Annotated in this window: 8 protein-coding genes, 1 tRNA gene and 1 rRNA gene; 5 read left to right on the forward strand and 5 right to left on the reverse strand. The window is 65.2% G+C overall.

The features are described from left to right. Positions 1-79 precede the first annotated feature (79 nt). Both MAY35_RS17150 and MAY35_RS17155 read right to left on the reverse strand, forming a co-directional pair. Positions 80-1,602 (reverse strand): 16S ribosomal RNA (locus tag MAY35_RS17150). A 1,213-nt stretch (positions 1,603-2,815) separates the two neighbouring features. Continuing rightward, a tRNA-Met gene (locus MAY35_RS17155) sits at positions 2,816-2,892 on the reverse strand. 220 nt (positions 2,893-3,112) lie between these two features. On the opposite strand from MAY35_RS17155, the gene MAY35_RS17160 reads away from it, so the two are divergent. After that, positions 3,113-3,397, forward strand: a complete 285-nt coding sequence (locus MAY35_RS17160) for a hypothetical protein (protein ID WP_238422511.1) — start codon at positions 3,113-3,115, stop codon at positions 3,395-3,397. A gap of 41 nt (positions 3,398-3,438) precedes the next feature. Here the strand turns inward: MAY35_RS17160 and MAY35_RS17165 are convergent, their stop codons facing one another. Next, on the reverse strand, positions 3,439-6,390 hold the full coding sequence (locus tag MAY35_RS17165; RefSeq protein WP_238422512.1) for a UPF0182 family protein: 2,952 nt from the start codon (positions 6,388-6,390) through the stop codon (positions 3,439-3,441). A 220-nt stretch (positions 6,391-6,610) separates the two neighbouring features. Here MAY35_RS17165 and MAY35_RS17170 point away from each other — a divergent pair, with 220 nt between their 5' ends. After that, the gene (locus MAY35_RS17170; protein WP_238422513.1) at positions 6,611-7,141 is read left to right on the forward strand and encodes a PPA1309 family protein; all 531 of its coding nucleotides are present in this window, start codon (positions 6,611-6,613) and stop codon (positions 7,139-7,141) included. Positions 7,142-7,166: 25 nt separating this feature from the next. Here MAY35_RS17170 and MAY35_RS17175 read toward each other — a convergent pair whose 3' ends face one another. Continuing rightward, on the reverse strand, positions 7,167-8,231 hold the full coding sequence (locus MAY35_RS17175) for a PDZ domain-containing protein (RefSeq protein WP_238422514.1): 1,065 nt from the start codon (positions 8,229-8,231) through the stop codon (positions 7,167-7,169). Between the two features lie 122 nt (positions 8,232-8,353). Here MAY35_RS17175 and MAY35_RS17180 point away from each other — a divergent pair, with 122 nt between their 5' ends. From MAY35_RS17180 to MAY35_RS17190, 3 genes are all read left to right on the forward strand, one after another. Next, entirely contained in the window at positions 8,354-9,832 is a 1,479-nt protein-coding gene (locus MAY35_RS17180) for a zinc-dependent metalloprotease (protein WP_238422515.1), read from the forward strand. 110 nt (positions 9,833-9,942) lie between these two features. Further along, positions 9,943-10,896: a hypothetical protein gene (locus tag MAY35_RS17185; RefSeq protein ID WP_245404218.1), complete on the forward strand. Its 954-nt coding sequence runs from the start codon at positions 9,943-9,945 to the stop codon at positions 10,894-10,896. A 15-nt stretch (positions 10,897-10,911) separates the two neighbouring features. After that, on the forward strand, positions 10,912-12,228 hold the full coding sequence (locus tag MAY35_RS17190) for an AarF/ABC1/UbiB kinase family protein (RefSeq protein WP_238422516.1): 1,317 nt from the start codon (positions 10,912-10,914) through the stop codon (positions 12,226-12,228). Positions 12,229-12,292: 64 nt separating this feature from the next. Here MAY35_RS17190 and MAY35_RS17195 read toward each other — a convergent pair whose 3' ends face one another. Further along, positions 12,293-12,583 (reverse strand): WhiB family transcriptional regulator, encoded by a 291-nt coding sequence (locus MAY35_RS17195; protein ID WP_281063144.1) that lies wholly within the window; start codon positions 12,581-12,583, stop codon positions 12,293-12,295. Positions 12,584-13,001 lie beyond the last annotated feature (418 nt).

Raw genomic sequence — 13,001 nt, forward strand, 5'->3', positions numbered from 1 at the left:
TGTCTGATGTTTCACCCTCGAACACACACACGCCGCAGAACAGACGCCCACGAAACATGTGTCGTTGTGTGCTCCTTAGAAAGGAGGTGATCCAGCCGCACCTTCCGGTACGGCTACCTTGTTACGACTTCGTCCCAATCGCCGATCCCACCTTCGACAGCTCCCTCCCACAAGGGGTTAGGCCACCGGCTTCGGGTGTTACCGACTTTCATGACGTGACGGGCGGTGTGTACAAGGCCCGGGAACGTATTCACCGCAGCGTTGCTGATCTGCGATTACTAGCGACTCCGACTTCATGGGGTCGAGTTGCAGACCCCAATCCGAACTGAGACTGGCTTTAAGGGATTCGCTCCACCTCACGGTATCGCAGCCCTCTGTACCAGCCATTGTAGCATGTGTGAAGCCCTGGACATAAGGGGCATGATGACTTGACGTCATCCCCACCTTCCTCCGAGTTGACCCCGGCAGTCTCCTGCAAGTCCCCGGCATAACCCGCTGGCAATACAGGACAAGGGTTGCGCTCGTTGCGGGACTTAACCCAACATCTCACGACACGAGCTGACGACAGCCATGCACCACCTGTACACCAACCACAAGGGAACGACTATCTCTAGCCGCGTCTGGTGTATGTCAAACCCAGGTAAGGTTCTTCGCGTTGCATCGAATTAATCCACATGCTCCGCCGCTTGTGCGGGCCCCCGTCAATTCCTTTGAGTTTTAGCCTTGCGGCCGTACTCCCCAGGCGGGGTACTTAATGCGTTAGCTACGGCACGGATCCCGTGAAAAGGAACCCACACCTAGTACCCACCGTTTACGGCGTGGACTACCAGGGTATCTAATCCTGTTCGCTACCCACGCTTTCGCTCCTCAGCGTCAGTTACTACCCAGAGACCCGCCTTCGCCACCGGTGTTCCTCCTGATATCTGCGCATTTCACCGCTACACCAGGAATTCCAGTCTCCCCTGTAGTACTCAAGTCTGCCCGTATCGCCTGCACGCCTACAATTGAGTTGCAGAATTTCACAGACGACGCGACAAACCGCCTACGAGCTCTTTACGCCCAGTAATTCCGGACAACGCTCGCACCCTACGTATTACCGCGGCTGCTGGCACGTAGTTGGCCGGTGCTTCTTCTCCAGGTACCGTCACTTGCGCTTCGTCCCTGGTGAAAGAGGTTTACAACCCGAAGGCCGTCATCCCTCACGCGGCGTCGCTGCATCAGGCTTGCGCCCATTGTGCAATATTCCCCACTGCTGCCTCCCGTAGGAGTCTGGGCCGTGTCTCAGTCCCAGTGTGGCCGATCACCCTCTCAGGTCGGCTACCCGTCGTCGCCTTGGTAGGCCATTACCCCACCAACAAGCTGATAGGCCGCGGGCCCATCCCACACCGCAAAAGCTTTCCACCACAGAACATGCATCCCATGGTCATATCCGGTATTAGACCCAGTTTCCCAGGCTTATCCCAGAGTGCAGGGCAGATCACCCACGTGTTACTCACCCGTTCGCCACTCGAGTACCCAGCAAGCTGGGCCTTTCCGTTCGACTTGCATGTGTTAAGCACGCCGCCAGCGTTCGTCCTGAGCCAGGATCAAACTCTCCATGAAAAAATAGCGAAACAAAACCAGCCCCCGAAAGAGCCAGNCATTACCCCACCAACAAGCTGATAGGCCGCGGGCCCATCCCACACCGCAAAAGCTTTCCACCACAGAACATGCATCCCATGGTCATATCCGGTATTAGACCCAGTTTCCCAGGCTTATCCCAGAGTGCAGGGCAGATCACCCACGTGTTACTCACCCGTTCGCCACTCGAGTACCCAGCAAGCTGGGCCTTTCCGTTCGACTTGCATGTGTTAAGCACGCCGCCAGCGTTCGTCCTGAGCCAGGATCAAACTCTCCATGAAAAAATAGCGAAACAAAACCAGCCCCCGAAAGAGCCAGTGTTTCAACACAATCAGGAAAGCAAACCTGACCAAAATAAACCTAGCAAAATGTGACACCCAGACGGGGCCGAGCGCCACACAAAACAAACATCAACATCCACAAAATAGATGCTCGATGCCATCAATTGGCATCAGACAATTCATCATCACACTATCGAGTTCTCAAAGAACACACACCCACCAGCTACCCACCCCTTACAGGGCTCTCACCAGCAGGCTTGCATGTCAACCTTCCGCGCCACCCCGTCTCCGGGGCAACTCTTCCAGCCTACCAGACCCCATCCGCAGTCCGCAACTCCGAAAAGTTCCGAACTCAAAGGACCTGGCAACCCCAACCACCCAGCCAAGACATCAACATGTCCCAACCGAAACAATCAGGGGCGGCCAACGACAAACCCGGTCTCCAACTCCCCGCCATCAGACCCTCTCAGGCCCTCCGGGGCGGCGCCGTGGCTCGCTGACTCGACATAAGTTACGCACCGCGCCCCCCCGGCGTCAAATCGCCTGGTCAGCGGCTGTCGTAAGCGTTCCGAGGTGGTACGCCCGTGCAGACTTGGTGTGTTTTCGCCGGCGGTCGGGCCCGGGTCGACTCCCAGGATGCCGGTCGGGCCAACCGCACCTCGGGAATCTCCGACATCCCCGCGCCCGCACACCTGGATCGAGCGCCGTCAGAGACTGCCGGTCAGAGATTGCGCGCATCGGGGCCGGCGGCGCGGAGATCTTCCGAGATCGAGAACCCACATCACGCCGACCCCGGCCGCGTCGTCGTCGCGCTCCCCCGCCGGCCGCGTTTCGCCGGGACACACCCCCGTGCACCGGCCCCGGCTCATAGCAAGAACCCCCGCCCGGGAGTCCCGGGCGGGGGTTCTTGGTGTTGGTAGCGGGGACAGGATTTGAACCTGCGACCTCTGGGTTATGAGCCCAGCGAGCTACCGAGCTGCTCCACCCCGCGTTGGTGAACACAACGTTACACACCCGTTTGTCAGCGATGCAAATCGATATCCCTACCGCGCCCCACCTGGGGAAATGCCGGTGATGCCGGTCACACGACGGCCGAAACCACAGGTGGCGACAGACCAGTCGGCGGCAGCCGGCGAACTCCATCGCCTGTGAGGTGGGTCACATTCGGCGTACACTCGGCACACGCGATCTCCCACCGTCGAGGAGCAGACATGTCCACCCATCGCTTCCATCACGAGAGTCATGGCAACCACCCGATGAGCTTCCTCGGATTCGTCCTGGCGCTCGGCGGATTTGCCATGGCCGCACTCTGGCTGGTCCACATGGCGGCCGGCCACGTCGGAACCGCGATCCTGTGCGGGCTGCTGATGGTGACCGCATTCGCCGCCGCGGTCTCGATCTTCTTCTCGCTGAGTCACCGTCATCATCACAGTCCGGTGCTGCCCGACAACACCCCCAACGAGACCGAGCGCTACATGCGCAAGTACCGCGGCTAGCGGTACCTCACGCACATAGCGCTCGGTGGGTGGGCCAGGCGTCAGTTCGCCGGCAGCGACTCGTATCTCTCCACGGCCTTGCTCAGCTCGTCGAGGGCCGCTCCGTAAGCGGCGAAGTCGCCACCCTGCTGCGCGTTGCGCAGCGCCGTGATCGCGTTGCCGATAGCTTGCGCGGCGGCGTCACGTTCGGGCGAATCCCCCTGCTGCGGAGGCTGATTCGGCGTCGGGGGCGTGCTCTCGGAACCCGCCGACGGTTCGGGATCGGTCGGCGTCTGCTCACCGGGCACCACCCCTGCGGCAGGAGTGATCCCGACCTGACGCAGCGCTTCGGCGGTGGTCGGCGCATAGCCGATGCGTGCTTCGCGTTCGGCCGGCTCATACCGGGTGATCACCCGGAACAGACGCGGGAACGCTTCCTCCCCCTGTGCCTGTGCGTACATGGGCACGACGTAGAGGATTCCGTTGTCGCCGACCGGCAGCGTCAGCAGGTTGCCGAACGTCACCTTCGCGGTGTTCTCGAGCGACTTCAGTGAATCGGCGACACGCCCGTCGGTACGCATCGGGTTGAACGCCTGTTTGGGGCCCGACCGCTGTGCGTTGCCCGGCAACTGCTTGACGGTCATCTGCCCGTAGTTCTCCGGGTTCGACGACACCGTCACGTACGCCCCGAGGATCGGCCGGTTGAGTCGGGTCAACACCGAGGTCAACTGGAACGTCGGCTGACCGCTCTCGGGGTCCGATGCGACGAAGTAGTACGGCGGCTGATCGAGTCCTCGCTGGTCGGCGTCGGGATCTGTCGGGTCCGAGGGAACCGACCAGAAATCGCTGGCCTGGAAGAACGTCTGCGGGGAATCGACGTGGTAGCGCGTGAGCAGCGAGCGCTGGATCTTGAAGATGTCCTCCGGGTAGCGAATGTGCTCCCGCAGCGACGTCTGCGCGTCGAAGTCGGCCCGCGACTTCACGGTCCCCGGGAACACCTGCATCCAGGTCTTCAGGACCGGGTCGTCGGCGTCGAACTGGTAGAGCTCGACCTCACCGGTGTAGGCGTCGACCGTCGCCTTCACCGAGTTGCGGACGTACGACACCGTCTTGTTGATCTGGGTGCGGCCCGTCTGCCCGGGATTGAGGTCCTGTGCATCGGCGGTCGCACTCTGCAACGACGTCGGCTGCGAGTACGGGTAGTTGTCGAGCGTCGTGTAACCGTCGACGATCCACTTGATCGACCCGTCCTCCATGACGGCCGGGTAGGTCTTGGAGTCGACCGTCAGCCACGGGGCGACCTTCTTGACACGGTCTCGCGGGTCGCGGTTGTAGATGATCTTCGACGCCGAGTTGATCTCACCCGACAGCAGGAAGTTGCGTTCGGCGTACTTGCCTGCATAGAGCACGCGGTTGAACCAGTTGCCGAGGGACACACCGGCGGGACCCTGGTAGGTGTACTTGTCGTCGCCGATGTCGTGCTCGCGGGCCTGTCCGTCGTCGGAACCGACGATCGCGTAGTCCGGATCGATCTTCGCCAGCAGCTCGCCGAAGTAGATGCGGGGCTGATTGACCTTGATCGGGGCGTCGCGCTTGTACTCCTCGGTCTGGTAGTTCGAGGTGTCGCTCACGTAGTAGAAGGGGTCGCCGCCGCCGTCGACGTCGTTGACGTCCCTGGATTCGTTGACCCGGTTGGCCGGAGCGGCGACGAACCCGTCACCGTGGGTGTAGACGAGGTGCTTGTTCAGCCAGTTCTGCTGGTTCTCCAGGTAGCGGCTCGGGTCGAGCTCGCGAACCGCCACGACGAAGTCGCGGAGCTCCCCGTCGATCCGGTACCGGTCGACCGCGAGCTGGGTCGGGAAACCGTAGAAGTTCTGACGCTGCTGCTGCTGGATGAACGTCGGCGACACCACGTTGGGGTCCAGGATGCGGACGTTCGACAGGGTCGGCACGTCGCTGTTGACGACCGCCGGGGTGGCGGGACGCGCGGTCCAGTCCGTCTGCGTGATGACCTTGTCCGGGCCGATGCCATAGGCCTCACGCGTCGACGTGATCGCGCGTTCGATGTACTCGGCTTCTTTCTGGGCCGCGTTCGGCTTGACCGAGAACTGTTCCATGGTGAGGGGCCAGCCGACCCCGATCAGCAACGCCGAGAACAACATCAGGACGGTGGCCAGTGCCGGGACGCGGAGGTCGCGCAGCACGATGCCGGCGAAGAAGGCCACGGCGCAGATGACAGCGATGGCGAGCAGGATCAGTTTCGACGGCAACACCGCGTTGATGTCGGTGTAGCTCGCACCGGGGAAGATCTCGGCCTTCCGCTGGCTCGACAGCAGGGTGTACCGGTCGAGCCAGTACGCCGCCGCCTTCAGCAGCAGGAAGGTCCCGGCGAGAACCGCCAACTGGATGCGCGCAGCCGTGGTCACGGTGCCGCCGCCCTGGCCCAGACGGATGCCGCCGAACAGGTAGTGGGTCACCAGGTTGGCGAGGAACGCCACGACCACAACGACGAAGAGAAGATTCAGCACGAATCGGTAGAACGGCAGGTCGAAGGCGAAGAACCCGATGTCGAGGTTGAACTGCGGATCGGTCTTACCGAAGGACTGACCGTGCAGGAACATCTGGACCGTGGCCCAGGACCCCTGCGCCACCAGACCGGCGAGAGCGCCGATGATCAGCGCCGGTACCACCGCGAACCACCGGACCTTGCCCATGATCGCCGTGCGGTACCGGGCCAGCGGATCGTTGGGCCCGGCTGTCGGGACGAACACGGGACGTGACCGGTAGGCCAGCGCCACCGCCCCGAAGATCATCAGCCCCACGACGACGGTCGTGATGAGGAACAGGATCACCCGAGTCCAGATCACCTTGCTGAAGACGCCGAAATATCCGACGTCGGAGAACCAGAGCCAGTCGGTCGCCAGACCGATCAGACGTGGTCCGACGAGCAACAGCACCAACACGGCAACGCCGAGTCCGATGATGATCTTGCTCCTGCGTGACAGTGTCGGCATTCCCGCCGGCCCTCGGACGCCCACCAGACCCACTCTCCAAAGCTCTCAATCCGGACAACACCCGCGCACGACGACCCGCTGGGCGTGGTGCCCACTGTACTGGCACCCACCGGGTGACCAACTCACTCGGCGCCCCCTCAACGATCGCGAACCCGTGCCGGTTCCCCGTCGACCGGCCGTGCCGCCGTCGGAACGGACGCGTCCGGTGCAAGATGGGCGGGTGTCCGACAACCCGAACCCGCCACGCGGTTTCTCCACCGACGACCTCGGCAGCGCTCTGTCCGAGATCATGGAGCACGTCGACACCCGCGGCTGGGGACAGCCGCCCGTGGTGTTCGCGCTCGTACCGACAGTCCTGATCGCCGAGCGCGCACCCGGGGTGGTCGCCGAGGACGGCTCGGTGTTCACGCCCATCGAGGAGGAGTGCGCTGATCTCGACGCGTTCCTGTCGACAGCGTGGTGGCCGGATATGGTCGCCGGCGCTGCGGTGTCCATGGAGATCGTCACCGCCGCACCGGAATCCGACGAGGACACCGTCCCCCGCTACACCGTGTCGGCCGACAGCTCCGGGCCGGGCGGCGACACCGCCCGCCTGGTCGTCGGGGTCCTGCGCGACGGACCCGATCTGGCGCTCCTACGATTGCGCCCGCAGTCCGAGGAGGTGCCCGAGCTCCTGACCCACCCGCAGCTGGCGACCGAGCTGCGCGCCGCACTGCGCGGCACCTTTGTCCCGGACGTGCCCGACAACTGAGGTCTACGACGCCCCGGCGACCCGGTCAGCAGGTCGGTGCGGGCCGCCCCTCGCCGATCGCACCGAGTGCGTCGACCGCGCCACCGAGGGTCTCGACCTTCACCAGCTGCAGTCCCTCGGGACTGTCGGAGACCGCTTCGGCGCAGTTGCGAGCCGGCACCAGGAAGACCGTGGCTCCGGCATCCCGCGCGGCACGCGTCTTGTGGGTGATCCCGCCGATGGGGCCGACCTCGCCGTCCACCGAGATCGTCCCGGTTCCGGCGATGAACTTCCCGTGGGTGAGCTCGCCCGGACTCAGCTGGTCGATCACCGCCAGCGACAACATCAACCCGGCCGACGGCCCGCCGATGTCGCCGACGGTGTAGGTGACGTCCAGATCGGGATCGGCGTTGACGTCTTCGGGAACCACCCCCAGGTAGCCCGACTTCTGATTGCCGGGGCGAGCGCCGACCGTGACCGTCACCGTCTGCGGTGTCCCCTGCCGGACGATCTCCACCGGCAACTCGGTGCCCGGGGACTTCTCGGCCACGACCTTGCGCAGCTGTGCACTCGTCTCGACCGCGACGCCGCCGATCTTCACCACCTCGTCACCGGCCCGCAGGACGTCGACCGCCGGGCCGTCGGGGCCGACGCTCGCGATGCGCAGCGCCGTCGGACGGTCGAGGTAGCGCAGCGCGGCCACCGTGGCGTTCTCCTCTGATCCCGTCATCTGATCGGCGTTCTCCTGCTGCACCTGCTCGGTGGTCCGGTCGGGCGGATACACCTGATCCCGGGGAGTCAGGGCGTAGGTCCCGGACAGCCACATGCCGAGGGCCCGGAACAGCGAGATCCCGTCACTCACCGACACCGTGGTGAGGTTCAGGTTGCCCGTCGTCGGATCGGTGGGTTCGCCGTCGATCTGCACGACCTTGCGTTCGACGATCTTGCCGTCGTCGTCGACCTTCGCGGTGCCGAGTGTGTTCAGCGTGGGCCCTGGTCCGAGCGCGGCGTAGGGCACCTGCACCTGCGTGCCGAGCACCAGCAACGCCAGCAGGATCACGGTCGTGACCGCGGCCGTGGCGATCCTTCGGAAGCGAGGGCTCGAACTCATTCCGCACACGATAGTGCCCCGACGGGAGGGCCCGACGGGACCCGGCGAGCGCTCCCGTCGACTACGCGCAGGGCGAACAGTCAGCACCGGTCCGGCCCCTGTACGGGCGGTACGGTGGAACCATGAGTGATCTGCCCTTCGGCTTCTCGGCGTCCGGTGACGGCGACGACGACCGCGACAAGAACAGCGGTGACAAGAACAAGCCGGGCGGCAACCCCGGCGGCAACCCCTTCGGCGGGTCCAACCCGTTCGGATTCGGTGCCGGCCAGGGCTTCGGGGGCCAGGGCGCGGACTTCGATCCGTCCGCATTCGACCCGAACATGATCGGTCAGATGTTCGCCCAACTCGGCAGCATGTTCAGCGGGATGGGCGCGGGCATGGCCGGCGGTGGTGACGGACCGGTGAACTATCAGGTGGCCACCAACCTGGCCCGGCAGCAGATCGGCTCGTTCACACCCATCCTCGACAAGGAGATCTCGGCATCGGTCGATGCCGTCCGACTCGCCGACGTCTGGCTCGACGACGCGACCACCCTGCCCAGCGGGGTGACGCAGACCCTGGCGTGGACACCGGTGCAGTGGCTCGAGGAATCGATGGACACGTGGAAGGGGCTGTGCAACCCGGTCGCCGAGCAGCTCGCCCGCACCTGGCAGGACAACCTCCCCGCCGAGGCCGCCCAGTTCGCCGGCCCGATGGTCGGGATGCTGACCCAGATGAGCGGGATGGCCTTCGGCACCCAGCTCGGCCAGGGTCTCGGGCAGCTCGCGAAGGAAGTCCTGTCGTCGACCGACATCGGTCTCCCGATCGCACCGGAGGGCATCGCCGTCCTGCTCCCCGAGGCGATCGCGAAGTTCGCCGAGGGACTCGAACAGCCCGGTCAGGAGATCATCGTCTTCCTGGCCGCTCGTGAGGCCGCACACGTCCGCCTGTTCAGCCATGTGGGTTGGTTGCGCCAGCGACTGCTGACCACTGTCGAGGAATACGCCCGCGGGATCAGCATCGACTTCAGCGGGATCACCGACGCCACCTCCGGCATCGACCCGGCCCAATTGCTCTCCGACCCTTCGAAACTCGAGGAGCTCATCAGCTCGTCGACCTCATTCGAACCGACCACGACGCCCGAGCAGAAGGCGGCCCTCGGCCGTCTCGAGACGCTGTTGGCCCTCATCGAGGGCTGGGTCGAGCAGGTCGTGACCCACGCTCTCGGAGACCGCATCCCGAGTACCGGGGCACTCACCGAGACGATGCGTCGTCGACGGGCGTCCGGTGGCCCCGCCGAACAGACCTTCGCGACTCTGGTGGGCCTGGAACTGCGTCCCCGGAAGGTCCGCGAGGCCTCGGAACTGTGGCGCCGGACGCTCGAGGCGACCGACCTCGCGACCCGCGACGGGGTCTGGGCCCACCCCGACCTCTTGCCCGACTCGGACGATCTCGACAACCCGGCGGGCTTCATCGACCGGCTGCTCAGCGGTGACGAACTCGACGATCCCATCGCACAGCTCGAGAAGACGATCGCCGACGAACGGGCGCGCGGCGCCGCCGACGATCAGGACGGACGGAAGGCCGATGGTGGCGACGGTTCGGAGCCCAGCGGGTCATAGACCCCGACGCCGCGGTGGTGGATCTGCACAACCTCGGATGGTTCAGCCCATGCTGTGGATAACCCGCTTCGACGACGCCGAGACGGCCTCGTCGCTGGCAGAGTTGCCGCATGTCGCTCGCTCACACCGAGACCGCCACGGCTCCGGTCCGCGCCACCACCACGCCCGCGGTGTCCACGGACGTCCCCAGGCTCCTGCCGGGGACGCCGATCCTCGTGCAGCGTGGCAACATCGTGAGGGTCGGACTCGACCCGGCCGGCAGTCTGCTTCTCGAGCTGGATCCGAGCATCTCGGCGCACTCCGTGGCGGAGCTGCTCCGATCACTGGCGGACCCGTGCGACCACGACGCTCTGCTCCGTCGAGCACGCCGGATCGGAGTGGAGGCCGACGACCTCGACACCGTCTTGCGCGGTCTCGTCGCGGCGGGTCGGACCGTTCTCGACCACGAGTTGCAGCACAGCAGTTTTCGCGTGCTGATCCACGGCCAGGGCCCGATCGGCGATCAGCTCATCGCGTCACTCGGACGGGCCGGGATCCCCGCACGGCGGACCATGCGCCGACGGACGGACGGCACGCTCGATGTGATGGACACCGATCTGGTGGTGCTCACCGACTTCGTGATCCACGACCCCCAGGTCGTGTTCGCCCTGACACGTGCCCGCATACCGCATCTGCTCGTCCGGACGCGGGACGGCGTGGGCATCGTCGGGCCCCTGGTGTTGCCCGGCCTGTCGAGCTGTCTGATGTGCGCCGACCGACACCGGTCCGACGCGGACCCGGACTGGCCCGCCCTGGCGGTCCAGCTCATTCGTGTCGCCGGACATGCAGCGCCTACAGTCGTGACCACCACCGCTACGATCGCGCACGGACAGATCGAGCGGCTGCTGACCGCCGTGGGCGGGCAGGCGTCGGGTCGAGGTGCGCGACCCGAGCCGCAGCTGTTGAACCGGGTATTGGAGTTTCGCGATGATCCGGCTCGGCTCGACATCACGCGGTGGTCACCGCACCCGGACTGCGATTGTCGTCCCGCGGGGGATCCACGGGTCAGGTCGTCTATTGTGTGACGCGGAAAGGAAGCTATGACCGACATCACTCGGGGGCAGGGTCGTCGCAACGCGAAACTGGCGTCGCTCCCCATCGGTATGGCCGGGCGCGCAGCGGCGGGTTTCGGCAAGCGCATGGTCGGCAGAGACAAGGACGAGGTCAACCAGGAGCTTCTGGAGAAGTCCGCCGAGCAGCTCTTCGCGGTGCTGGGCGAGCTCAAGGGCGGCGCGATGAAGGTCGGGCAGGCCCTCTCGATCATGGAAGCCGCCATCCCGGACGAGTTCGGCGAACCCTTCCGCGAAGCCCTCACCAAGCTCCAGGCCGACGCGCCCCCGATGCCGGCCGCCAAGGTCCACAAGGTTCTCGACCAGCAACTCGGCACGCGGTGGCGTGAACGGTTCCAGGAGTTCTCCGACGAGCCCGCCGCATCGGCGTCGATCGGACAGGTCCACAAGGGCGTGTGGTCGGACGGCCGCGAGGTCGCCGTCAAGGTGCAATACCCCGGCGCCGACCACGCACTCAAGGCCGACCTGAAGACCCTCTCGCGGATGTCCGGTCTGCTACAACGGCTTTCGCCGGGCACCGATGTCAAGGCGATGATGGACGAGCTCATCGACCGGACCGAGGCCGAACTCGACTACCTCGGTGAGGCCGACAATCAGCGCGCCTTCGCCAAGGTCTACGACGGTCATCCTGACTTCTTGATCCCGAAGGTGGTCGCGAGCGCGCCGAAGGTCGTGGTGTCGGAGTGGGTGGACGGCGTCCCGCTGTCGAAGATCATCACCACCGGCGATCAACCGACCCGGGACGACGCCGCGGCGAAGATGGCCGAGTTCGAGGTCAGTTCCCCGTATCGGGTGGGTCTGCTCCACGGTGACCCGCACCCGGGCAATTTCTTCATCGCCGACGACGGCCGATTCGGGGTCCTCGACTTCGGCGCGGTGGGCCATTACCCCGACGGGCTCCCGCCCGAGACCGGGCCGATCCTGCGCCTGGCCCGGGACAAGAAGTACGACGAGCTCAAAGAGTTGATGGTCGCGGCCGAGTTCATCCGCCCCTCGCACGCGTCGAAGGTGACCAGCGAAGACCTCGAGGCCTACCTTCGGCCCTACGTCGATCCGCTGTACTCCGAGTCCTTCCACTTCACCCGCAAATGGATGCAGCGCGCGGCGGGCAAGGCCACCGATGTCCGCGGTGAGGTGTACAAGACCTCGCGAAATCTCAACGTGCCCAAGCGGTTCGTGATGGTGTTCCGCGTGCTCGGCGGGTGCGTGGGCATCGCGTCGCAGCTCGAGGCACACGCGCCGTATCGGGCGATCATGGAGGAGTGGGTGCCCGGCCTGGGCGACTGACAGCCCACGGAACAATGCCCGACGCCGGCGCCGCGAGCATCTGCTCGCGGCGCCGGCGTTGTCGTCACGCGACGTTCTTCCGCGGCCGGCCGCGAGGACGCTTACGCGCGATCACGGTTCCGCGCTCGAAGATCTCGCCGCCCCACACGCCCCAGGGCTCGGCTCGATCGAGTGCCGCCTGCAGGCACTGGGTCCGCAGCGGGCACTCGGCACACATCGCCTTGGCGCGCTCCAGGTCACGGGGATCCTCGGCGAACCACAGATCTGCGTCGGTCACCTGGCAGGGCAGGTCGAGCCGGGCGGTCGCTGCGCGGTCCGCCGACATACAGGACTCGAGGACGCATTCGACAGTCATTGGATTCTCCACATCTGCTCGTTTGGGGTGTTGGACCCGAGTCCTCGATGTGGTTCTGTGCCGACACCCCGGGATCGGGGTGTGAACGGAAGACAGAAAGAGGGCCACGGGTTTCGCCTGCGCGATTCGCCCGTGGCCCGAATTTGTCTCGGAGGTCTAGCTCCGAGAACTTCGGAACAGAACGGGGAATCGCTGCGGCGCTGGTGCTACTGCTGCTTTCGGCGGTGCGATGCGCGCTGCGCTCGTCGCTGCCGCCAGAGGCAGAACCTCCGCATGGAAGGCGACCGGGTGTTCGACGGTCGCGCATGCGCGGCCTGCCGACATCCAGGAGCGATTGCGACGGGCATACGCGACGGCTGCCTGATCAGGCTTGGCCGCAGGCAGGCAGATGCCGGCCTGGCGCACGATGATTCCGTTC

Origin of the sequence: Gordonia sp. 'Campus', assembly GCF_022206305.1 — a bacterium.
Taxonomy (GTDB): Bacteria; Actinomycetota; Actinomycetes; order Mycobacteriales; family Mycobacteriaceae; genus Gordonia.

What these genes read in the sequence shown, in the direction of transcription:
- MAY35_RS17160 (WP_238422511.1), top strand. Translation starts at nt 3,113, where the DNA reads ATGTCCACCCATCGCTTCCATCACGAGAGTCATGGCAACCACCCGATG.
- MAY35_RS17165 (WP_238422512.1), bottom strand. Translation starts at nt 6,390, where the DNA reads ATGCCGACACTGTCACGCAGGAGCAAGATCATCATCGGACTCGGCGTT.
- MAY35_RS17175 (WP_238422514.1), bottom strand. Translation starts at nt 8,231, where the DNA reads ATGAGTTCGAGCCCTCGCTTCCGAAGGATCGCCACGGCCGCGGTCACG.
- MAY35_RS17180 (WP_238422515.1), top strand. Translation starts at nt 8,354, where the DNA reads ATGAGTGATCTGCCCTTCGGCTTCTCGGCGTCCGGTGACGGCGACGAC.
- MAY35_RS17185 (WP_245404218.1), top strand. Translation starts at nt 9,943, where the DNA reads ATGTCGCTCGCTCACACCGAGACCGCCACGGCTCCGGTCCGCGCCACC.
- MAY35_RS17190 (WP_238422516.1), top strand. Translation starts at nt 10,912, where the DNA reads ATGACCGACATCACTCGGGGGCAGGGTCGTCGCAACGCGAAACTGGCG.
- MAY35_RS17195 (WP_281063144.1), bottom strand. Translation starts at nt 12,583, where the DNA reads ATGACTGTCGAATGCGTCCTCGAGTCCTGTATGTCGGCGGACCGCGCA.